This is a genomic window from Buchnera sp. (in: enterobacteria) (assembly GCF_056343165.1).
The window spans coordinates 12,808-34,933 of record NZ_JBWHTS010000002.1 but is presented as its reverse complement, the minus strand read 5'-3'; the positions used below and the strand labels follow the sequence as shown (position 1 = coordinate 34,933).

23 protein-coding genes and 3 tRNA genes are annotated in these 22,126 nt (G+C 25.1%); 16 read left to right on the top strand and 10 right to left on the bottom strand.

Annotation, left to right across the window (positions count from 1 at the left end; genetic code table 11):
- Window positions 1–25: 25 nt before the first annotated feature.
- From minE to minC, 3 genes are read right to left on the bottom strand one after another with little or no spacing between them, the layout of a single operon-like run.
- A complete protein-coding gene (gene minE / locus ACTP5B_RS01825; RefSeq protein ID WP_464829485.1) occupies window positions 26–277 on the bottom strand; it encodes a cell division topological specificity factor MinE in 252 nt (83 codons plus the stop codon).
- Between the two features lie 2 nt (window positions 278–279).
- Window positions 280–1,092, bottom strand: coding sequence for a septum site-determining protein MinD (minD, locus tag ACTP5B_RS01820; protein ID WP_464829483.1), 813 nt, complete (start codon window positions 1,090–1,092; stop codon window positions 280–282).
- Window positions 1,093–1,119: 27 nt separating this feature from the next.
- Window positions 1,120–1,821: a septum site-determining protein MinC gene (gene minC / locus ACTP5B_RS01815; RefSeq protein WP_464829481.1), complete on the bottom strand. Its 702-nt coding sequence runs from the start codon at window positions 1,819–1,821 to the stop codon at window positions 1,120–1,122.
- Between the two features lie 280 nt (window positions 1,822–2,101).
- On the opposite strand from minC, the gene ACTP5B_RS01810 reads away from it, so the two are divergent.
- Together ACTP5B_RS01810 and rsmC are read left to right on the top strand one after the other, a co-directional pair.
- A complete protein-coding gene (locus ACTP5B_RS01810) occupies window positions 2,102–2,308 on the top strand; it encodes a hypothetical protein (protein WP_464829479.1) in 207 nt (68 codons plus the stop codon).
- Window positions 2,242–3,114: a 16S rRNA (guanine(1207)-N(2))-methyltransferase RsmC gene (rsmC, locus tag ACTP5B_RS01805; RefSeq protein WP_464829620.1), complete on the top strand. Its 873-nt coding sequence runs from the start codon at window positions 2,242–2,244 to the stop codon at window positions 3,112–3,114. The genes ACTP5B_RS01810 and rsmC overlap by 67 nt, the downstream gene beginning before the upstream one ends.
- A 23-nt stretch (window positions 3,115–3,137) precedes the next feature.
- Here rsmC and ACTP5B_RS01800 read toward each other — a convergent pair.
- Window positions 3,138–3,221: transfer RNA gene (locus ACTP5B_RS01800), tRNA-Leu, on the bottom strand.
- A gap of 9 nt (window positions 3,222–3,230) precedes the next feature.
- Window positions 3,231–3,301: transfer RNA gene (locus ACTP5B_RS01795), tRNA-Cys, on the bottom strand.
- Between the two features lie 176 nt (window positions 3,302–3,477).
- Between ACTP5B_RS01795 and ACTP5B_RS01790 the strand changes: the two genes are divergently transcribed.
- Window positions 3,478–3,562, top strand: a tRNA-Ser gene (locus ACTP5B_RS01790).
- A gap of 61 nt (window positions 3,563–3,623) precedes the next feature.
- Here the strand turns inward: ACTP5B_RS01790 and ACTP5B_RS01785 are convergent.
- A complete protein-coding gene (locus ACTP5B_RS01785; protein ID WP_464829477.1) occupies window positions 3,624–4,670 on the bottom strand; it encodes an OmpA family protein in 1,047 nt (348 codons plus the stop codon).
- 118 nt (window positions 4,671–4,788) lie between these two features.
- Window positions 4,789–6,330, bottom strand: a complete 1,542-nt coding sequence (murJ, locus tag ACTP5B_RS01780; protein WP_464829476.1) for a murein biosynthesis integral membrane protein MurJ — start codon at window positions 6,328–6,330, stop codon at window positions 4,789–4,791.
- A gap of 282 nt (window positions 6,331–6,612) precedes the next feature.
- On the opposite strand from murJ, the gene pyrC reads away from it, so the two are divergent.
- Entirely contained in the window at window positions 6,613–7,671 is a 1,059-nt protein-coding gene (gene pyrC / locus ACTP5B_RS01775) for a dihydroorotase (protein WP_464829474.1), read from the top strand.
- 14 nt (window positions 7,672–7,685) lie between these two features.
- Here pyrC and flgN read toward each other — a convergent pair whose 3' ends face one another.
- Together flgN and flgA are read right to left on the bottom strand one after the other, a co-directional pair.
- The gene (flgN, locus tag ACTP5B_RS01770; protein ID WP_464829472.1) at window positions 7,686–8,102 is read right to left on the bottom strand and encodes a flagellar export chaperone FlgN; all 417 of its coding nucleotides are present in this window, start codon (window positions 8,100–8,102) and stop codon (window positions 7,686–7,688) included.
- An 87-nt stretch (window positions 8,103–8,189) separates the two neighbouring features.
- Complete coding sequence (flgA, locus tag ACTP5B_RS01765) at window positions 8,190–8,870, bottom strand: flagellar basal body P-ring formation chaperone FlgA (RefSeq protein WP_464829470.1); 681 nt, start codon at window positions 8,868–8,870, stop codon at window positions 8,190–8,192.
- Between the two features lie 272 nt (window positions 8,871–9,142).
- Here flgA and flgB point away from each other — a divergent pair, with 272 nt between their 5' ends.
- The 10 genes from flgB to ACTP5B_RS01715 all read left to right on the top strand — a co-directional run bounded on the left by flgB (window position 9,143) and on the right by ACTP5B_RS01715 (window position 17,651).
- Window positions 9,143–9,544: a flagellar basal body rod protein FlgB gene (gene flgB, locus ACTP5B_RS01760; RefSeq protein WP_464829469.1), complete on the top strand. Its 402-nt coding sequence runs from the start codon at window positions 9,143–9,145 to the stop codon at window positions 9,542–9,544.
- A gap of 8 nt (window positions 9,545–9,552) precedes the next feature.
- Window positions 9,553–9,963 carry a flagellar basal body rod protein FlgC gene (flgC, locus tag ACTP5B_RS01755; protein ID WP_464829468.1) on the top strand — a complete coding sequence of 137 codons (411 nt, stop codon included), beginning with the start codon at window positions 9,553–9,555 and terminating at the stop codon, window positions 9,961–9,963.
- Window positions 9,964–9,972: 9 nt separating this feature from the next.
- Window positions 9,973–10,662, top strand: a complete 690-nt coding sequence (locus tag ACTP5B_RS01750) for a flagellar hook assembly protein FlgD (RefSeq protein ID WP_464829466.1) — start codon at window positions 9,973–9,975, stop codon at window positions 10,660–10,662.
- A gap of 32 nt (window positions 10,663–10,694) precedes the next feature.
- The gene (locus ACTP5B_RS01745) at window positions 10,695–11,921 is read left to right on the top strand and encodes a flagellar hook protein FlgE (protein WP_464829465.1); all 1,227 of its coding nucleotides are present in this window, start codon (window positions 10,695–10,697) and stop codon (window positions 11,919–11,921) included.
- Window positions 11,922–11,948: 27 nt separating this feature from the next.
- Window positions 11,949–12,686: a flagellar basal-body rod protein FlgF gene (gene flgF, locus ACTP5B_RS01740; protein ID WP_464829463.1), complete on the top strand. Its 738-nt coding sequence runs from the start codon at window positions 11,949–11,951 to the stop codon at window positions 12,684–12,686.
- Between the two features lie 19 nt (window positions 12,687–12,705).
- Window positions 12,706–13,488, top strand: a complete 783-nt coding sequence (gene flgG, locus ACTP5B_RS01735) for a flagellar basal-body rod protein FlgG (RefSeq protein WP_464829462.1) — start codon at window positions 12,706–12,708, stop codon at window positions 13,486–13,488.
- 88 nt (window positions 13,489–13,576) lie between these two features.
- A complete protein-coding gene (locus ACTP5B_RS01730; RefSeq protein WP_464829460.1) occupies window positions 13,577–14,293 on the top strand; it encodes a flagellar basal body L-ring protein FlgH in 717 nt (238 codons plus the stop codon).
- Between the two features lie 198 nt (window positions 14,294–14,491).
- A complete protein-coding gene (locus ACTP5B_RS01725) occupies window positions 14,492–15,610 on the top strand; it encodes a flagellar basal body P-ring protein FlgI (protein WP_464829459.1) in 1,119 nt (372 codons plus the stop codon).
- A complete protein-coding gene (locus ACTP5B_RS01720) occupies window positions 15,610–15,909 on the top strand; it encodes a rod-binding protein (RefSeq protein ID WP_464829458.1) in 300 nt (99 codons plus the stop codon). The genes ACTP5B_RS01725 and ACTP5B_RS01720 overlap by 1 nt, the downstream gene beginning before the upstream one ends.
- 110 nt (window positions 15,910–16,019) lie before the next feature.
- Window positions 16,020–17,651: a FlgK family flagellar hook-associated protein gene (locus tag ACTP5B_RS01715; protein WP_464829456.1), complete on the top strand. Its 1,632-nt coding sequence runs from the start codon at window positions 16,020–16,022 to the stop codon at window positions 17,649–17,651.
- Between the two features lie 92 nt (window positions 17,652–17,743).
- Here ACTP5B_RS01715 and rne read toward each other — a convergent pair whose 3' ends face one another.
- Window positions 17,744–20,545 (bottom strand): ribonuclease E, encoded by a 2,802-nt coding sequence (rne, locus tag ACTP5B_RS01710; protein ID WP_464829454.1) that lies wholly within the window; start codon window positions 20,543–20,545, stop codon window positions 17,744–17,746.
- A gap of 343 nt (window positions 20,546–20,888) precedes the next feature.
- Between rne and rluC the strand changes: the two genes are divergently transcribed.
- Both rluC and rpmF read left to right on the top strand, forming a co-directional pair.
- On the top strand, window positions 20,889–21,833 hold the full coding sequence (gene rluC / locus ACTP5B_RS01705) for a 23S rRNA pseudouridine(955/2504/2580) synthase RluC (RefSeq protein ID WP_464829453.1): 945 nt from the start codon (window positions 20,889–20,891) through the stop codon (window positions 21,831–21,833).
- A 75-nt stretch (window positions 21,834–21,908) separates the two neighbouring features.
- Entirely contained in the window at window positions 21,909–22,073 is a 165-nt protein-coding gene (rpmF, locus tag ACTP5B_RS01700; RefSeq protein WP_464829451.1) for a 50S ribosomal protein L32, read from the top strand.
- Window positions 22,074–22,126: the final 53 nt, after the last annotated feature.

Sequence of the window (22,126 nt, the reverse complement as noted above, 5' to 3'; positions counted from 1 at the left end):
TTTAGAAAAAATATTTTTTAATAACTTAATCAGGTAAAACAATGTTTAATTCCAATATAGAAATATCTTGATTTTTTTGTTCTAACTGAACAGTTATCATATTTGGTTCTATGTTTACATATTTACAAATTACAGATAATATTTCGCGTTTTAATTGCGGGAAATAATCTGGTTCATTATTATATTTTCTTTGTTCTGCAACAATAATTTGCAATCTCTCTTTTGCAATATTAGCAGTATTTTTGTTCCGGGATAAAAAAAAATCCAATAAAGCCATACCTATCTCCCGAATAAACGTTGTAAAAAACTTTTTTTTTCTTCTTTAATAAAGCGAAATTGATGTTTTTCACCTAACAGACGATTTACAGTGTCACTATAAGCAAGTCCTGCATTTGAATTAATATCTAATATTATAGATTCGCCTTGATTAGACGCACGAAGAACAGATGTATCTTCAGGTATCACACCTATTATGGGTATTTGAAGAATATCTAAAACATCTTTCATGCTTAACATTTCTCCTTTTTCGACACGTCTAGGATTATAACGAGTTAATAAAAGATACTCTTTAATAGGAGTTATATTTTGTTCAGCTCTTTTTGATTTAGATGAAATTATTCCTAAAATTCGATCGGAATCTCGTACTGAAGAAACTTCAGGATTAGTAGTAATAATAGCTTCATCTGCAAAATATATTGCTAAAATAGCACCTGTTTCAATTCCTGCCGGTGAATCACAAATAATAAAGTCAAATTCTTTTTTTATAAGTTCTGTTAAAATCTTTTCAACTCCGATAAGTGTTAAAGCATCTTTATCTCGAGTTTGTGATGCAGGGAGGATAAATAGATTATTTGTTCTTTTATCTTTAATAATAGCTTGATTAAGCGTCGCATCACCTTGAATCACATTAATAAAATCATATACTACTCTACGTTCACATCCCATAATTAAATCTAAATTTCGCAATCCTATATCAAAATCTATAACAATCGTTTTTTTACCTCTTTGCGCTAATCCAGTTGCAATAGCTGCGCTTGAAGTAGTTTTACCTACACCCCCCTTCCCCGAAGTTACTACAATAATCCGTGACATATATAAAATATCCTTAAAAAAACACACTTAACTGAGAGAATTGATAGTTAAAAATTTATTTTTTAAGTAAATTTGAGCTGATTTTCCAATAAATTCAGTAGGTATCTGGTCTGATAACCAATATTCTCCAGATATAGAAACTAATTCTGCGAACAATCCAGTGCAAAATATTTTTCTTGATGTATCTCCATTAGCACCTGCAAGAACTCGGCCTCGAACTGTACCGTAAATATGAATGTTTCCGTCTGCTACTAATTCAGCACCAGCACTGACATTATTAATAACTATTAAATCGGCATGTTTAGCATAAATTTTCTGACCTGAACGTACAGGTATATCAACAATATGAGTTTTTTCTACTCTTTTAATTATTTCTTTTTTTTTGTTTTTTATGGAATTTATACAAAAATTAAATTTATTCTTTTTTCTTTCCGATAAAATAGGTAATCCTGAATCAATAATATTTTTTTTTAATATATTATCTTGACAACCACTTACTCCTACAACAAAAAAACCATGAGAAATAACAATTTCCTGTATTTTCTTCCAATTTACTGTATTACATAATTTTGATACATTAATAACGATAGGTGCATGCTTAAAAAATTTTGGACATTCTTGAGTTTTTTTATATAATGATTGATTAATCAAATCTATATTCTGATTATTTAAATAGAGTACTAACAGTGTAAAATTACCACTTTTAAGTTCGATAGATTTTTTTTGCATATTTATTATTGCTCAATAATATTGACTTATATGCACATAAATTTATATTTACATATAAATTTTATTTTTATTTTTTTATAAAAATTAAAAAAATTTTATATAATTAAATTATAATATAAATACTATATAATATAAATACTATATGATAACAATTTCTATTTTTAATATAAAAATTTTAATATAAAAATAAAAGATATATAAAAAAATATTATTAAAAATAAATCTTAATAAATACAGTTATAAAGTATATCCATTAAATTTTATAAGGAACAATATTATTTTGTTACTATCCAAAAACAGTCAACTTATATTACGTCACAGTCAAATTTTTCAAACAAAAAAAGTTTTTTTTTCAGGAAATATACAAGATAATTTTCCGTTATATTTAAAAACTATTATAACTAAAATAAATATACAAAAATACAATATTTATATCAATTTAAAAAAAAAAATATTAAAAATATCAATATTTACAATAAATTATTAGTTTCTAAGGAAATGATCAAAAATTGTAATACGATAATTTATTATTGGCCAAAAGACAAATCTGAAGCAAAATTTCAATTAATGAATATCATTTCGCATATGCCTATTAATAGTGAAATATTTATTGTAGGAAAAAATTCTAGCGGAGTCAAAAGTGCTCTATTAATTTTTAATAAATGGATGAAATTAACTAAAATAGATAATGCAAAACATTCTATTTTAATTTCAGGTTTTACTAAAGAAAAAATAATTTTTATATTAGAAGATTTTTTTAAAACACATACATGGAAGAAATTAATTATAAAATCACTACCAGGTGTTTTTGGTCACAAAAAGATAGATCTAGGTAGCGAATTGCTTGCCTCTACTTTTTCTGATCAGATAACTGGAAAGGTATTAGATTTGGGCTGTGGAACAGGATTTTTATCAGCAGCGCTATTACATTCTTCACCTAATGCAACGTTAACATTAGCCGATAATAATCTATCTGCATTAAGATCTAGCAAATGCACATTTGATTATAATAACTTAAAAGGAGAGATAATACGCAGTGATTTATATTCTAATATTTTTAAAAAATTTGATTTAATTATTTCTAATCCACCTTTTCATTATGACTTAAAAATTAATTTTAATATAATAGAAAAAATAATATTTTTTTCTAGAAATTATTTAAAAAGTCAAGGAGAATTAAGGTTTGTAACAAATAGTTATATTAATCAGGAAATATTATTAAAAAAAATTTTTAAAAAATATTTTATACTAAAGGAAACAAGTAAATATAAAGTGTATCAAGCTTTTATGTAAATATTTTCTAATTTTTTATTTTATACCCGGAGCGGGACTTGAACCCGCAAAGCTATAAAGCCGAGGGATTTTAAGTCCCTTGTGTTTACCAATTTCACCATCCGGGCATAATTTAGAGGCGTATCCCGGAATCGAACCGGGCTATACGGATTTGCAATCCGCTACATATCCAATCTGTCAACACGCCTTTAACATTATTATAAAAAAAAAAAATAAAAATTACAAATAAAAAATAAATTATTTTGAATAAATTTCCCTATATAAAAAAATAAAATAAAATTACCTTTGCAATAAATAATATAATGATTTATTATAAAGTTAATATTTTGTTAAAATTATTTTTTATATTTCTATATTTCTATCGGAGAGGTGGCCGAGCGGTTTAAGGCAGCGGTCTTGAAAACCGCCGACGAGAAATCGTCCGAGAGTTCGAATCTCTCTCTCTCCGAAAATTAAAAAATTACAGAATTTTATAAAAAAATTTTAAAAATTTGATTTTTAAATAAAATTTATTGAATATCAGATAATACTTCAATTTCTACACGACGATCCGGGGCTAAACAACTAACTAGTAAAGGTTTATTTTTTATATCTTTACATACTTGATTAGTTAATGGATATAAATTTGATAAACCCTTCACAATTATCTTATCTCTAGAAAAACCGCGAGACGTTAAATAATTTTTAATACTATAAGCACGATCTTCAGATAATTTTTGATTATATTCTTCGCCACCTATTTTATCAGAATGTCCTAAGAGGATAATAGAGATATTTTTTAATTTCATATCTTTTATATCATCCTCTAATTTATTCAGTTTATCGTAAGAAATAGGTTTTAATTCTGTACTATTAAAGGGAAAGTTTATATTTTCATTCAACACACTATATTGTGTATTTAATAATTCAGGATTATCAGATGAAAAAATATCACTTATATTCGATTTTCCAAACTTCCATCCAATAGATAAAACTGCATCTCCAAGAGAAGGCTTGATAGATGAATGCAATATGTTTTTAACGCTGTTTTTCCAATTATAATCTAATCTAGTAATCAATTTTCCATCGAAAACATATTCTGCACCTAAAGACAAGCTAGCAAATAATGAACTGTCTTCAGTAAAAAGATTTTTAAAAGTGTTTTTAGAAACTAGATCATCCCATAGAACTATTCCTCCTAATCTGGTATATAAATGAAAATCATCTGTTATTGGATACGATAATTTAGTCGCTAATTGCACGCTATTAGATTGCATGTGTTCTTTTTTTTGTTGCAACATCAAATGTGGGAAAAAACCATTAGTATTATTTTCTATTTCGAAACCAAGGTATGGATTGAATTCATATCCTAAAAATAATCCAACAATCGGAGCACTAAAATTTTCCATTAGGAAATCATTTTTGCTTGATTGCAGATTATTAATATCATATTTTAATGGATTAAAATGTGACCATCCCAGTTTTGTACCTAGATACCATCCATTTTGTTCTTCAGCTTGAACAGAGGTAACTAAGCTTGCTAATAAAAATACGATAGCAAGAGCTCGTTTTTTCATTTGAAACTCCATTGTTTTTAGATCAATTATTAAGAAACATGAAAAATATTATATAATAAATATTATATTAATCATATATTAATGATGATATATCATTGATATATGATTGATAACATATTTATATTGAAGAATTTTTATAAGAAAAATTTAATAGACATATCCCTAAAATATTTAACATGAATAAATATGTAATCCCTGAAACCAATAAAATAAAAATTAAACGAATAATTTTATTAAAAAATGAACCAATATCCCAAATCGGCATCATATTTAATATAAAAAATAAAATTAAAATCATTACTAATGTTGATAATATGATATTAATCAAAAAAATTAATTCGCTATATTTAAAATATATAATTTTTTTTTGATATAACTTCCAATAAAGCAATAAAAAATTTATCCAACCAGATATACTCATAGACAAAGCAAGACCAGCATGTTGAAAATAAAAAATTAAAATTGGATTCATTAATTGATTTAAAAAAAGTGTTAATAAAGAAATCTTCACAGGAATATTTATTTCTTCACAAGCATAAAAAGCAGAAGAAAGAATCTTCACTAAGATAAAAGAAATTAAACCAAAAGAATATAATTTTAATACTTTTGCTGTCATTAAAACATCAAAATTTGTAAATTTACCATATTGGAAAAGAACTGTAATTATCGGTTTTGCAAGAAAAAAAAGTATTGCCGAACTTGGTAAAGATAAAATTAAACTAATACGGAAACCCCAATTGAGTAATTTTTTATATTCTGATTTTATTTTATTCTTATAGTGTTTTGCAAGAGATGTAAATAAAATTGTACTTAATGAAACTCCTAATATACCTACTGGAAATTCTGTCAACCGATCAGCATAATATATCCAAGATATTGATCCAGAATGAAGTAATGAACTAAAAATAGTATTAATCATCAAAGAAAATTGGTTAGCAGAAGCTCCTAAGATAGCACTTCCCATTTTTTTTAAAATTTTTATGAGACCAATATTATTCCAATTAAAATGAGGAATCACCAACATATTTATTTTATATAAAAATGGAAGTTGATAAAAAAATTGAATAAAACCACCTATAATAACTGCCCACGCCAAAGACATAATATGAGGATCAAAAACAGAACTAAAAAAAATAGAAAAAATGATAATACTAATATTTAAAAATATTGGACAAAAAGCCGGAACAGAAAAATAGTTCCAACTATTTAAAATAGACGAGAATAATGAAGATAAAGAGATTAAAAAAATATAAGGGAACATTATTTTTAATAAATTTGCAGATAATGTTAATTTTTCAGGTAGTTTTGAAAAACCCGGCGCACTTATTGTAATTATCGATTGAGAAAAAAACATTCCTAAAATAGTTAATAAAAATGAAAAAAAAATAATAAAACCAAAAACAGAAGAAATAAAATCTTGTGTGTTTTTCTTATTTTTTTTAGCTTTATATTCCATCAAAACAGGTACAAAAGCTTGAGAAAATAGACCATCGGAAAAAATACGACGTAATAAGTTAGGAATTTTAAAAGATATAAAAAAAGCGTCAGTAAAAATAGAGGCGCCAAAAATACTGGCAATTAAAACATCTCGAATAAAACCTAATATACGAGATATTAAAGTCATTAAACTTACTGACATTAAGGATTTTAAAAGATTCATTCAAACTAACCTATAACTATAAAAATTTAATTCTTTTAGAAAAACAGAATTAAAAATTACTTTTAATTTGCAATATTAATTAAACTAAAATATGTAATATGATCAATTTTACAACTAATTTAATTGATTTTTAATAAAAATTTTTTATACTTAAATTATTTTAAAAAAAACTCTAAAATTTTAAAAAATAATTCTAAAAAATAAACGTGCTAAATATTAAACTAAAACAGTTAAAATCGTTTAAAAAACTACAACTAAATACAACTACATAGAAAAAGAAAAATGTCTAAATTTATCAAAAAAATAAAAATTACAAAACCTGATGATTGGCACGTGCATTTAAGAGACAATGAAATTTTAAAAAAAGTTATTAAATATACTGGCAAATTTTATAAACGAGCTATAATTATGCCAAATCTTGATGATCCTATTACAAATTGTTTGAAAAGTATTGCTTACCGGAATAAAATTTTAAAATCAATGCATGTAAACTACAAATTTCAACCACTAATGACTTGTTATTTAAATAGTTTTACAATGCCTGAAGAATTAGCATTGGGCTTCTTTAAAAAAATATTTATAGCAGCCAAATTTTATCCTAATTGTTCTACAACTAATTCAAAAACAGGTATAAAAAAAATTAGTGATATGACTTCTGTTTTAGAGTGTATGGAAAAAATAGGAATGCCATTACTGATTCATGGTGAAGAGGTTAGTCAAAATATAGATATCTATGATAGAGAAGCACAATTTATAGAAAAAACATTAGATCCTTTAAGAAAAAAATTTCCTAAATTAAAGATAGTTTTAGAACATATCACAACTCAAGAATCTATAGAATATGTTAAAAAAAATGATTTTAATTATCTATCTGCAACTATTACACCACATCATTTAATGCTAAATCGAAATGATATGTTTTATGGTGGAATTAAACCAAATCTTTATTGTCTACCCATTTTAAAAAAAAACATACATCAAATGGCACTAAGAAAAGCAATTGCTGATGGAGATAAACATTTTTTTTTAGGAAGCGACACAGCGCCACATCTTAATCAAGATAAATTTAATATCCTTGGAGGATGTGCAGGAATATTTAATGCTCCATCTTCTTTATTGTCTTATGTTAAAGTTTTTGAGGAAATGAATGCTTTAAAACATCTGCAATCTTTTTGTTCTGAAAACGGACCTAAATTTTATAATATGCCTATAAACAAAGAAACTATAACAATTGTAAAAAAACCATTTAAAATTATAAAAAAAATAAAAGTAGGAGGAGATAAAATCATTCCGTTTTTATCAGGTGAAACATTAAGTTGGTCTCTTGAAAAAAAAATATAATTTATTTGATTTGATTAAATCATTATATTTCCGTTAAAATTATAAGTAATAGATTTTTTATGTGATGCATAGACTTCCAAAAAACGTTGGTTTAAATAAAAATGTTTATTTATGAGAATTTTATTATTAAAATTCAATTTGCGTAGTAAAAAACATTTTTTTACAATTTTATTCCAGCATTCGTTTAATTCATTATCGTTTGTAAAAGGTAAAAAAAAACCGTATTTTTTTTCTAGATATAATTTATCTTGATTTAATTTTATAAATTTCTTAAATAATATTGTTTTTTTTTCGATCAAATCTGACATATCTACTATTTTAGTACAATTTTTAGGATTGGATAAATTATAATGTTCTTGTTTTAATATAACTTCTAAAGAAGTTACAATACTTTCTATTATTTTTATTTTATCTATTATTAATTTTTTCATATATTTAAAAAAATTTATTATTTTTTAAAAAATATAGTTAATATATTTACACAAAGATGCGATTACATCAATAAAAAAATATTTTTTTTACAAAGAAACTACAACTTCACCGTTTTTATTAATGATTCCACTGATAATTTTACCGTTTTTCATTTTAATGCGTATAGTTTGATTTTTAGAACCATTACTTAACGCTTTTGCCTTACAAGAAATTGTAAAATTATTACCATGGATAATAACAGTAACCTGCTGATTTACTGTAACTAACCAAAGTGGTCGTGTCATAAAAGACGTTATGGGTTGAAGTGGAAAAAAATCACGTAAATTTATTCTGTTTACGACATCTTTTTTCTTGCGATAAATATTATAAGGTAATATATCTAAACGCCCTATTAAAATTTTTAAATCTGATTCTTTAATTTTTGTACCTCTGGGGATTGTTCTATTTGCTGTAATGTACTCACCCTCAGCTTGAATTTCTACTTTTAAATAATAACGTTTTTGATTACAAGTTAAAAGAATGTCAATTAAACCTAGAGTACGAGAATTACTTAAAAAAGAAAAAACAGGTTTTTTACAATATATATTTTTTTTTAATGGAGTACGTACTATGATACTGATATCATCTTCATGATACGGATATTCTTTTTTAAAAAAAACATTTAATTGTTCAGTTAAATCAAAAGAACTAAATTCTTTCGCATGTGAACTGACAGGATAAACTATAAACGATAAAAATAATAAAAAAAAATAAATCATGATCTTCATTATTATCATTTTCCTTAATTTAAATTAATTAAATGATTTGTAAATTTTTTAAATATTGTATTTTAAGAACATTTTCTTGATAGAAAATAGAGAATAAAGGTATTATATAAATATATTTTATATTTACATTTTTAATGATTGATTAAAATTTTTTTATAAAAAAATAGATATTCTCAAAAAATAAAATAAAATGTTTTTATTACTAACTATTTTCTTATAAAATAATTTTTATACATATAGTTTAAAAGACATATAGTTAAAAAGGAAAAATTATGTTTGATAAAATAAATCAAATTTTTGATTTTAATCAGCAAGCATTAGATCTTTTTGCTAAAAGACAAGAGATATTGTCTGCTAATATTGCTAATGCTGATACACCTGGGTACAAATCAATAGATATTAATTTTAAAAATGAACTCAATAAAATACTAGATAAACAAAACACAAGTATATTTTTAAAAAAAACTTCTCCTTATCATTTAAATGCCAAACGTGATAACTTTCTTTCGCTAAAAACTATACCTGTAATTACAAATCAAAATAAACAAGATGGAAATACAGTCGACATGGATAGAGAAAGAATCGAGTTTATAAAAAATAGTTTAAAATATCAATCAAGTTTAGCATTCATAAAGAATGAAATTAAGAATATGATGCTTGTTTTAAAAGGATAATATAAATTATGTCTCTTCTAAACATATTGAATATTGCAGGTTCAGCAATGAATGCTCAATCACAAAAAATAAACGTCATAGCTAGCAACTTAGCTAATATGGATAGCACAATATATAAAAATGGAAAATTTTATCCATATATTGCAAAAAAAATATTTTTTGAATTAGATGCTTCAAATAATTCAAAAATAGGCGGAGTGAAAATATCTGGTATAGTAGATGATCCCAGTCCTATGAAAACGGTATACGATCCAAGTAATCCTCTAGCTAATAATAAAGGTTATGTTTTAACATCAAATGTAAATCCTATTACAGAAATCGTAAATAACATCTCAGCTGCAAGAAGTTATCAAGCAAATATAGAGGTATTAAAAACAGTCAAAAATATGATAATAAAAACTTTGACAATTAGTGAATAAGGAGAAAAAATGCATTCGATAAGCATTGATTCAACTAATTTTGATTTACCGTTAAGTGATAAATTCAAAAAAAGCAATATTAATGAGTTACAAAATAATAATCCATTGGATTTGCAAAAAAACTTTTTAAATATATTAGTTACACAAATTAAAAATCAAGATCCAACTGATCCTATTAAAAACTCTGATCTAACATCACAGTTAGCTCAAATTAACACATCCAATGGAATTGAAAGATTGAATATTGCCGCAATGCAATTTGCAAACCAAATGAATAAAAATCATAGTATTCAATTATCTTCATTAATTGGGCATCATATTATAACACCTAACGACAAAATAACACACACTAAAGACACTTCAACAAAATTCGGAGTAGCATTATTTAATAATGCAACTTCAGTAACAATAAAAATAACAGATAAAAATAATAAGGTTTTACATGTAAAAACAATAAAAGACAAAGAAGCTGGTACATATACTTTTTCATGGGATGGAAAAGATTCAGACAATAAAAGTGTAATGACTGGAACATACAACATATCAGTTGTAGCTAAAAATAAAGATGAAAATGTTATTGCTCAAAGTTTGAGTGAAGCAGTAGTAAAGAGTATTATAATATCTCCCAATGGTCCTATTCTTGATTTAGGAGCAGCAGGAAAAACAACATCTTTAAATATTTGTGAAATTCTTAAATAAAAAATATTTTATTCATGCTAAGGAGTAAATTTATGTCTAGTATGGGAGCTATGAACGGTTTATTAATTAACAGTGATCATATAGATATTATATCTGGAAATATCGCTAATGCATCTACGATAGGATATAAATCCAGAAACCCTATTTTTTTTGATATTTTCTCACATTCATTTTATTCAACTACTATTGATGGATATGGTGTTGGAATTTCAAATGTTATACAAAACTTTAACAACGGAACATTAATCGAAACCGGAAGAGATTTAGATTTAGGAATTTCACAGGCAGGTTTTTTCCGAGTTTTAGATACTGAAGGTCATATACATTACACAAGAGATGGTCAATTCTTAATCGATAAAAATCACAATATTGTTAACATGCAAGGAATGTATTTAACCGGACAAAATAAATCTTATTCAAATGATATTTCTAATAACACATCCAACTTAGAACCTATTAATTTAAAAAATGCTCGTATTTTAAAAGAAAAATCTACTTCTAAAATAAAATTAAAAACTATTTTAAACAGTGATTCCGATATAACTGCTAAATTAAATAGTCCTGATAATGAATTTTCTTTGACAGAAGATTACATTACTCGTGTTAGTACTTATAACAAAGACGGGAAAAAAGAACAAATTGTTATTTCCTTTAATAAAAAAGGTAAAAATATATGGAAAGTAAATGTAAAATCAGAAAATCCTAATGATCAAAATGGTATAAATAATAATTTTGACTTAAGATTTGATGAGAATGGAGAATTAGTTTCTAGAAAAATATTTACTATTCCATCAAACAATCCTGAAAAACATGAAAATATCACACTTGATTTGACAGGTACTACCGAACAAGCAAATCCTAATAATGTATTTGAAGAATGTTCTCAAGATGGATATGCACAAGGTATTCTACAAACATTTAATATAGCTTCAAATGGTGAAATTATTGGGGTGTATTCAAATCAGCAAACACAAACGATAGGTCAGATATTATTATCAAAATTTGTTAATCCTGAAAAATTACAACCTGAAACTGGTAATGTATGGTCTGCTACTCCAGAATCAGGCGAAGAAACAATAGGTATTGCTAGTAGTGATGAAGGTTTTGGAAGTTTAAATCAAAAAATGTTAGAAACATCAAATGTTGATTTAAATCAAGAATTAATAAACATGATCATTGCGCAACGTAACTATCAATCAAATGCTCAATCTTTTAAAACAGAAGATAAAATAATTAACACATTAATAAATTTACGATAATCTAAAATATATGAGATTTAAAATATAATGGAAAATTCGATATATAATTCTATGATTGCTGCTAATCAATTATTAGAAAAACAAAGTATTATTTCTAATAATTTAGCAAATATTTCCACTACTGGTTTTAAAGAAAAATTTATTTTGGCAATACAAGACCAGAATATAAAAAATTTATATAATACGTACAATAAAATTACACAAGAATATCATAATATCGCTTCAGGAACATTGAATAACACAGGAAGAAGTTTAGACTTATTTGTTAAAAATGATGGCTGGTTAACAGTTAAAGATATCAATGGTCAAGAAGCATATACAAAAAATGGTCATTTAAAGATAAGTTTAAATAAAAAGCTAACTATTCAAGGTAATGAAATCGTAGGAAATAACTGTGATATAGAAATACCAAATAATAAAAATTTAAAAATATTATCTAATGGAATTATTATCTCAATAACAAAAAATAATAAAAATGTTATTGAAAAAAAAATAGGAGCATTAAAATTAGTACACTTGCCTTTGCAAGATCTTGTACAAAAAGAAAATGGATTGTTTTATGTAAAAAAAAATAATCATCTTATCAATCATAGTAATAATGTGCGTGTGCAATCAGGAATGTTAGAAGAAAGCAATGTAAATCCTTCTAAAAATATGATAGAAATGATATCAAACGCTAGACAGTTTGAAATGCAAATGAAAATGATATCCATGTGCGATCAAAATGCAGAATATGCAAATCAGCTAATTAATATTAATAATTAATAATAAATAGGATAAAAATATGATTCCTTCTTTGTGGATTGCTAAAACTGGTCTTGATGCTCAACAAATTAATATGAATGTCATTTCTAATAACTTGGCAAATGTAAGTACTAATGGATTTAAACGATCTAGAGCAGTTTTCGAAGAATTAATGTATCAAACGATACGAGAAGCTGGTACAAACTCATCCAGTGAAACAACTTTGCCATCAGGATTGCAATTAGGTACAGGTGTGAGACCTGTTTCTACTGAAAGAATTCATAGGCAAGGTAATCTTTCACAAACCAACACACCAAAAGATCTGGCTATTAACGGGCCAGGATTTTTCCAAGTGCAATTACCAGATGGAAATACAGCGTATACAAGAGATGGTTCTTTTCAATTGGATCAAAACAGTCAATTAGTAACAAATAGTGGCTATCCTATTTTGCCAGAAACAATTATTCCTTCTGGTTCTGAAAACATTAATATAGCAAGAGATGGAATTGTTAGCGTCGCTGTTCAAGGGCAAACGCAACCAGTTTTAATTGGTCAATTAAATTTAGTCAATTTTATTAATAGTTCAGGTTTAGAAAGTTTAGGAGAGAATTTATATCAAGAAACTCAAGCATCAGGACCACCGATTGAAAGTGCTCCAGGTTTAAATGGTACAGGATTATTATATCAAGGATATGTCGAAACTTCGAATGTCAATGTAGCTGAAGAACTAGTTAATATGATCCAAACTCAAAGAGCTTATGAAATAAATAGTAAATCGATTAGTACATCAGATCAAATGCTACAAAAATTATCGCAATTGTAATAATTACATTTTTACAATATTTTATGAAAGTATATTCGAGACAACTATATATTATAATTATATGTCTATTATTAAAGGTAACTTTTTCGTGATAAAGTTATTTGTTTGTCAAAAAAAATACTATTTAACTGCCATTGTATTATTAACACTTCAGAGTTGTGCTAATTTTGAATATAAACCTTTAATAGAAGGTAACACAACTGCTATAGCACCTAATATATGGCCTAGAGTAATAAATGGTTCTTTGTTTCAGGAAAAAATACCTTTGAATTATGGATATCAACCATTATTTGAAGATCACCGCCCACACAATGTTGGTGATATCATAACTGTTGTATTACAAGAAAACATAAGCGCTAGTAATAGTTCTTTTTCAGATATGAGTAAAAATGGAAATACTAACTTAGGAATCAAGATTACACCGGGACAATTAAATCCTATTTTAGGTCTCAATTTGAAAGATAATGCAGCGAATTTAGATAGTGTAGGAAAAAATAACTTTTCCGGTAGAGGTAGTAATTCAGCTAAAAATAAATTTACTGGCTTGATTACCGTTACTGTTCAAAAAGTACTTCCAAATGGAAATTTAAGGGTTATCGGAGAAAAACAAGTTGCTATTAATGAGGGTGCAGAATTCATTCGTTTTTCAGGTGTGATAAATCCTAACAATATTAATAAGAACAATTTAATTGCATCTACTCAAATTGCCGACGCTCGTATTGAATATATAAGTCATGGTCGTACTCATGACGTTCAAAAAATGGGTTGGCTACAAAAATTGTTATTAAAAATTTCTCCTATGTAAATACATATTATGAAATAAAACGATTTAAAAAAACTGTTTAAAAATTACATTCCTCATCAATAATGTAATAAAAACTCATAAAGAACGTTTTTTGTTCTTTATGAGAAAAAATCAATTTTATATCATGATGATATTTTTCAAAAATAAAATATTTATACATTATAACAATTTTCAAAAGTACATTTATAAAGGTTTTTTATGTCTAAAAAAATATTATTATTTATGAAATTAATTATTTTTGTTTTTGTAATTTTTTCGTCACCTTTACATGCTGAAAAAGTACGTGATTTGACGAGTATTCAAGGCATTCGAGATAACCCGCTCATTGGATACGGTTTAATTGTAGGTTTAGATGGAACCGGTGATCAATCAACACAAGTTCCATTTACAAATCAATCATTAAATAATATGTTAACACAATTAGGTGTTAATATTCCTTCAGATGCTAATATGCATCTTAGAAATGTAGCAGCAGTAATGGTGACAGCGAATTTACCACCATTTAGTCATGCAGGTGAAAAAATAGATATAATGGTTTCATCGATGGGTAATGCTAAGAGTTTAAAGGGCGGAACACTGTTAATGACTCCTTTAAAAGGCACTGACAATCAAATTTACGCTATTGCACAAGGTAATATATTAGTATCTACAAAAAATGATCCAAAACACAAAAATCATTATCTTTATTCAAATCAAGTCAATTCTGGAAGAATTAATCACGGTGCAACAATCGAACGTGAAGTAAATAATAATTTTGGAAAACAAAAAACAATTAACTTACAGTTAAATCAAGAAAATTTTAGTACAGCACAGCGTATTAGCGATATGATTAACATGAAATATCCAGATACAGCTACACCCATTGATTCCAAAACGGTGCAACTGAATACTTCAGCTAACAACGATGTACAAGTGCATATGCTGTCGAATATACAAGACATAGATATTTCATTGCCTTCTGAAGAAGCTAAGGTTGTAATTAATTCTCGTACTGGTTCTATTGTTATTAATCAATCAGTAAAATTAGGATCATGTGTAGTTTCTAATGGAAATATGTCTATAATTTTACATCAGATTAAAAATCAAAAAAGAGACCTTTATTTTTTAAAATCATTTAGTGAAACTGAAAAAAAAGAGAAATCTTTAGAAAATATAGTAAATAAAAATTATATGGATGAAATTTATAATAATAAAGAGAATTTAAATAATATAGTTGGAGCTTTAAACGCATTAGGCACTAAACCTGATGAATTAATGTCTATCTTGCAATTAATGAAAAGTGCTGGTTGTCTTAACGCCAAATTGGAAATTATTTAATGAATGATAACTTATTACTCTTTAACACATTAGATTATAATGTACAATTTATTAATGAACTCAAGTACCAAGTACGTATGAATCCTAAAAAATATGAATTACAAACAGCTAGAGGAGTTGAAGGTTTATTTATTCAATTGTTACTTAAAAACATGAGAAATTCTTTGCCAAAAGATAGTTTGTTTGATAACAATCAAAGTCGTCTTTATACCGATATTTATGATCAACAATTATCTGAAGAAATTAGTAAAAAGGGCATTGGATTAACTAATTTTATTTTGAAGCAAATCCAAACATAAAATGTATTATGTAATAAAATTACAGTTAAATATTTTTTAAAAATACTATTTTTTAGTAGAAAAATATTTTAAATTAAAACTAATTTCTTAATTTTAAATAAGGATAAAAAATGGGTTCAATATTCAATACTGCTATTGCTGGCATTAATGCAATGAAAATTATGATGAATAATACTGCCAATAAAGTTAACAATCCTGATGAAAAAAATCCAGGAAAACGTGTTATTTTAGAAAATACAGTTCAAAATTCAAATACAAAAACTGCAGTAAAAGTAAAAGAAATATACGATGATTATAATGATTTTATTACAGAAGAAAAACGAAAAACTGATATACAAGTGCAAAACGAACAAACTAAAATTGAACAATTATTAAAACTAGAAGATTTGTTATGTGAAAAATCAAATGTTTTTAATAATCTAATTAATGATTTATATCAACAAATAGAAAAAGATATCGTAATAGGAGGACAAAATTTAATTAATGAAAATATCAAAAACAAATTAAGTAATATAGTATTTGCAATAAAAGATTTTGATCAAAGATTAAAAATTCTAGAAAAAGACATTAAAGATTCAGTAATAAATAACATAAATAAAGTCAATTCTTTAATTGATAAAATTCATGATATCACTATAAATATTCGTTATTTTCCTATTTTAAGGCTTCCCAATAGAATGGATAGTCTTCTTGAAAAAAGAGATAAATTAGTAGATGAACTAAATAATTTAATCGGTGTAAAAGTTGTCAAAGATCATGATAATTACAGCCTTATCTTAAATAATGGAATATCAATTATAGAGAATAATAAAAAACAAAATTTAATTCCACTAACATCTAAATCAGATGATAAATATATTAGTGTAGGATATTTTGATAGTGATAAAAAAATAGTTAAAAAAATAGAAGACATGATTCCCAGTGCTACTTTAGGAGCTTTGCTTAAATTTCGCAAGGAAGAATTAACAAATGCAAGAAATAAAATTGGACAATTAACCGTTAATTTTGCTGATAGTATAAACTCATATCATACATTAGGATATGATATGTTTGGGAACGTTGGTAAACAAATTTTTAAAATCAGCAATCCAGAAGTAATATCCAGTTTAGGTAATTATTCATCTCCTGAGATATCTGTCAAATGGGTTGCTACAAACAATGCAAAAGATACTGATTATCTTGTAATTTTTCAAAATGACAATTGGACAGTAACAAGAATATCAGATCGCACTATTATTGAACCTGATGTACATATCAAAAACAATCAATTATTAATTACCTTTGATGGAATTGAACTAGCAATAAAAGGTCAAAATGCTGATGGTAATATGTACATGGTCAAGCCATATTCTAAAACATTTGACGAATTAAAATTATTAGTTGATCAAAATGAACCATTTGCATTTTCATCAACAGATAATGTAGATTATCCAAATAGAAATAACGCCATGATTATGAATAAATTCTATCGGGACTTGCTAGTTGAAAATAAGGAAACACTAGATCAATCTTATCAAAGATTTTCTAAATCTATTGCACACAAATGTAATGCATTAGAAGAAGAATTACCTTTTAAAAAAAATATGATTAATATCCTTCGAGATAAAAAAATATCTATGTCTAACAACATTGAAAAAAATTATCAAGATTTAAATTATCAACAAGAATGTTATCTTGCGAATGTGAAAGTTTTACAAACAGCAGAAAATATTTTTAATGAAATAGTTGAACGTTATAGTTAATCTAACTAAAATACCCATAAAAAATAAAAACTTACTTTTATAGTAAGTTTTTATTTTTTATCTAATTAAACAATTTAATAAATAAAAATATTTTATTTAGGTTTTGAAGTACGTGAATTGGAAAAATTTGTTGCAGAATGTGCTCCTGCAGAATTTTTTCTTTTTAAACTTAACTTCATCATTAAAAAATTAAAATTAAATACTTTTTCTTTTTTATTTAAAGATGATTTTTCAGAAATTTTTGTTACAGGTGCACTTGATTGATATCTTTTGTTTTCTCTAATATATATTTTTTTATACAAAAGATCTTTCTCACCTGCAATTAAAAGATCTTTTTTCTCATTCTTTTTCCAAGATTCAGGTTTTATAATTTCTGTAATTTGAATCTTGTTTTTTATATTTTTTTTAAAAAAAGGAGTTTTATTTTTTGTTTTCTTAGTTATAAAAAAATTATTTTTCTTATTTATATTGTTTTTTTCAAAAATAGAAGTTATATATAATTTTTTCTTTCTTATTATTTTTTTCTGTTTTTTTATTTTATCTAACGTAAATATTGTATTTTTGATAAAAAATTTGCCTGATGCTAATTCTAATGCAACCCCTGCAGATAATATTAACATTCGAGATCGAATAGGATAACAACCTGAAAAATTATTTTTTAAAGTGCTATTTTTAAAAATTTTAGGATTATTTGATAATTCATAATCAAGAGGATTATTTTTAACGATATTAATCATATTATATCTATTCATAACAATGTTTTTAATAAAAATATTGTGAGCTGTTTTTTTTTGTATTAAATCACTTTTTTTTATTTTATTTTTTTTATTTTTTACATTATTGACAAAATTATCTATTTTAGAGATATCTAATTTTTTTTTATTTAAATTTTGTAAATTATTTTTATCATCAAAATAATTAGTTTTTTTGGGAAAGATATTATAGTTTTTTTTAACTAATTTAAAATTTTTATTTTTCAAAGTTGTATTATCAATATTTTTGTTAAAAAATTCAGATAAAACTACAGTTTTTTTCTTATTAGAATTTATCTTATCTAAAGAATAATATTTTTTTTTTAAAAAAATATTATTTTTATTTTGAAAAGCATTTTTTTTAAGAATTGTGCTTATAATTAAAATGTATTTAATTAAAAAAGAATTTTTTAACCAATCTATGATTTTAAATATAAATTTATTTTTATTCGATAATATTTTAAAAAAAATATTATAATATTTTTTCTTTTTTAAAATGTTTTTTTGTTCTCTTTTTAATTTATGATAAATATCATTAGATAAATTAAAATCAGTAAATTCTATTTTCGATTTTTGTTTTTTTTTCAAAATATTTTCTTTTAGAAAATTTGCAATTTTACTTTTACGAATATTAGAGAAACCATAACTTGTAAAGTTTATACTTTCACCTTTTCTAATTCTAGAAACAGAATAATGTGGCGTTTTCATTTTTTTGCTAGGCACAATAATAGTTTTTCCACCAGCTTGACGTTTTTCAATAGCATGTACCGCATCTCTTTTTTCATTCAATAAATAACAAGCTATTTCTACAGGTACTATAGCACGTACTTCATATGTATTTTCTTTTAAAGCTTCTTCTTCAATTAAGCGTAAAATAGATAAAGATAAAGACTCATTATCTCTAATAGTTCCTGTTCCTGTACATCTGGGACATATATGATGACTAGATTCCCCTAAAGATGAACTTAATCTTTGTCTAGACATTTCTAACAAACCAAATCTAGAAATTTGACCAATTTGAATCCGCGCCCTATCATCACGTGCAATTTCACGCAATCTATTTTCAATAGCTCGTTGATGACTAACAGTTGACATATCTATAAAATCAATTACTATCAAACCTCCTAAATCGCGTAATCGTAATTGACGAGAAATTTCATCTACTGCCTCCAAATTAGTATTAAATGCTGTAGATGCAATATCTATTCCGCCTGTAGAACGAGAAGAATTAATATCAATAGCGGTTAAAGCTTCAGTGCTATCTACCATAATTGAACCACCAGAAGGCAATCTAACTTTTCTTTGAAAAGCAGAATCAATTTGCGTTTCAATTTGAAAATGACTAAATAATGGAATATCTCCACTATATAACTTGATTTTATTAGCAAAATCAGGACGTCCTAAAAAGGTAATATGTTTTCGTGCTAAATCTAATATTTTGGGATTATCAATTAAAATCTCTCCAATATCTTGACGTAAATAGTCTCTAAAAGCACGAAAAATAATGTTACTTTCTTGGTGAATCAAAAATGGTGCAGTTCGGCTTTTTGCTATTATTTGAATTGTATTCCAATGCTGTAACCTAAGAGATAAATCCCATCTTAATGATTCTATAGATTTTCCAGAGCCCGCAGTGCGAATAATTAAACTCATGTTTTCAGGTAATTTTAATAACGCTAGAAACTCTTTTAATACTGTTCTATCATTTCCCTCAATTCTTCTTGATATACCACTAGATTTAGGATTATTTGGCATAAGAACTAAATAACTTCCCGCTAAACTAATGAAAGTAGTTAATGCTGCTCCTTTAGTTCCTCGTTCTTCTTTGCTTATTTGAACAATAACTTCTTGACCTTCTTGTAAAAAATCTTTTGTGTTAAAGTTTAAATTACAAGTATTTTTTTCTAAAAAACAGTTTTTAGAAATTTCTTTAAATGGCAAAAAACCATTTTTTTCTTCACCATAATCTACAAATACAGCTTCTAAACTAGGCTCTATACGAGTAATCCTTCCTTTATATATATTTGATTTTTTTTGTTCTGACCCAGAATTTTCTATATCAAGATCATATAAACGTTGACCATCAACAAGAGCTACACGCAACTCTTCCTGCTGAGTTGCATTGATTAACATTCTTTTCATTATAACCTTTTCTCTCTTATTTTTATAAATAAGTAAATACATCAACAGGAAATATAAATCATTAAAAATTAATTTTTATGATTATATTATGATATTTATTTCAAATACTTATAAAAATAAATTTTTTGTAAAATTTTAAAATTTAAATAAATTTTAAAATGTAAATATAATAAATTATTATATATAAACACATGTAAAATATTGTTAATAATCATATAAAATATGATATAAAAATTTTTTATATTATATATATTGATAAGAAATTTATTTCATATATTTATGAAAATAATTATATTATAATAAATAAAAATTAAAAAAATTACTTAAAATAGAGATTTTTTTAATGAAACATAAAATGCTACCTATATCTATTATATACATTAATAAAGATATGTTAGATCAACGAATAGATAATTTTATGCACCGAAAGTTTAAAAATATACCTAAAAGTATGATCTATCGTATTATCAGGACAGGAAAAGTTCGGGTTAATAAAAAAAGAATCAAACCACATTATAAATTAAAAATCGGGGATATGCTGAAAATTCCACCAATAAAAATTGAATGTAATCCAAAAAATGTATTCTTCCCTTTAAATCAGGCCGAAATTTTATTAAATAGTATTTTATATGAAGATAATCATTTATTAATTATTAATAAACCTTCAGGAATTGCAGTTCATGGTGGAAGCGGATTAAATTTTGGAATTATAGAATATTTTCGAAAATTACGTCCATTAAATAAATTTCTTGAACTTGTACATCGTATTGATCGAGAAACATCAGGTGTTTTAATTTTAGCAAAAAAACGTACATCTTTAACATCATTACACCAGCAATTAAGAGAAAAAAAAATTAAAAAAGAATACATAGCATTAGTTCATGGATTATGGCCTATTAATGTAAAAAAAATTTCAGAGCCTTTATTAAAAGTTCAATTAAAGAACAAAAAAAAAATAGTGTTAATTAATTCAAAAGGTAAACCTTCAGAAACTTATTTTGAAGTTAAAAAACAATTTTCTTCCTCAACATTATTATCAATTACCCCGAAAACTGGTCGAACACATCAAATTCGTGCACATGCTTTGTATGCAGGACATCCCATATTGTTCGATAAACGTTACGGAAAAAGTAATTTAGATGCAAGCATAAAAAATGATAAAAATATTAATAGACTTTTACTTCATTCGTCTGGAATACATTTTATTCATCCAAAAAATGGCAATAAAACTTATATAAAAGCACCGTTAGATATAGATTTTAAAAATTATTTAAATAATATGATTTAACTTATTTTAAAAAATTAATGTTTAAAATATTATTTTATTAAATTGTTCTTCAATATACTAAATAGAGAAAATATCATGGCAGTTCAAAAAAATAAACCTACTCGTTCTAAAAGAGGAATGAGACGTTCTCATGACTCTTTAATAGCACCAACTTTATCTGTAGACAAATTTTCTGGAGAAACACATATTCGACACCATATTACTAAAAACGGTTATTATAAAGGCAAAAAAGTTATTTAAAAAAATATATTTAAATAAAATAGCACTTTTAAAAGTGCTATTTTATAAAATAA

Coding starts and splice junctions, on each gene's coding strand:
- minE (WP_464829485.1), bottom strand. CDS start 277: ATGGCTTTATTGGATTTTTTTTTATCCCGGAACAAAAATACTGCTAAT.
- minD (WP_464829483.1), bottom strand. CDS start 1,092: ATGTCACGGATTATTGTAGTAACTTCGGGGAAGGGGGGTGTAGGTAAA.
- minC (WP_464829481.1), bottom strand. CDS start 1,821: ATGCAAAAAAAATCTATCGAACTTAAAAGTGGTAATTTTACACTGTTA.
- ACTP5B_RS01785 (WP_464829477.1), bottom strand. CDS start 4,670: ATGAAAAAACGAGCTCTTGCTATCGTATTTTTATTAGCAAGCTTAGTT.
- murJ (WP_464829476.1), bottom strand. CDS start 6,330: ATGAATCTTTTAAAATCCTTAATGTCAGTAAGTTTAATGACTTTAATA.
- pyrC (WP_464829474.1), top strand. CDS start 6,613: ATGTCTAAATTTATCAAAAAAATAAAAATTACAAAACCTGATGATTGG.
- flgN (WP_464829472.1), bottom strand. CDS start 8,102: ATGAAAAAATTAATAATAGATAAAATAAAAATAATAGAAAGTATTGTA.
- flgA (WP_464829470.1), bottom strand. CDS start 8,870: ATGAAGATCATGATTTATTTTTTTTTATTATTTTTATCGTTTATAGTT.
- flgB (WP_464829469.1), top strand. CDS start 9,143: ATGTTTGATAAAATAAATCAAATTTTTGATTTTAATCAGCAAGCATTA.
- flgC (WP_464829468.1), top strand. CDS start 9,553: ATGTCTCTTCTAAACATATTGAATATTGCAGGTTCAGCAATGAATGCT.
- ACTP5B_RS01750 (WP_464829466.1), top strand. CDS start 9,973: ATGCATTCGATAAGCATTGATTCAACTAATTTTGATTTACCGTTAAGT.
- ACTP5B_RS01745 (WP_464829465.1), top strand. CDS start 10,695: ATGTCTAGTATGGGAGCTATGAACGGTTTATTAATTAACAGTGATCAT.
- flgF (WP_464829463.1), top strand. CDS start 11,949: ATGGAAAATTCGATATATAATTCTATGATTGCTGCTAATCAATTATTA.
- flgG (WP_464829462.1), top strand. CDS start 12,706: ATGATTCCTTCTTTGTGGATTGCTAAAACTGGTCTTGATGCTCAACAA.
- ACTP5B_RS01725 (WP_464829459.1), top strand. CDS start 14,492: ATGTCTAAAAAAATATTATTATTTATGAAATTAATTATTTTTGTTTTT.
- ACTP5B_RS01720 (WP_464829458.1), top strand. CDS start 15,610: ATGAATGATAACTTATTACTCTTTAACACATTAGATTATAATGTACAA.
- ACTP5B_RS01715 (WP_464829456.1), top strand. CDS start 16,020: ATGGGTTCAATATTCAATACTGCTATTGCTGGCATTAATGCAATGAAA.
- rne (WP_464829454.1), bottom strand. CDS start 20,545: ATGAAAAGAATGTTAATCAATGCAACTCAGCAGGAAGAGTTGCGTGTA.
- rluC (WP_464829453.1), top strand. CDS start 20,889: ATGAAACATAAAATGCTACCTATATCTATTATATACATTAATAAAGAT.
- rpmF (WP_464829451.1), top strand. CDS start 21,909: ATGGCAGTTCAAAAAAATAAACCTACTCGTTCTAAAAGAGGAATGAGA.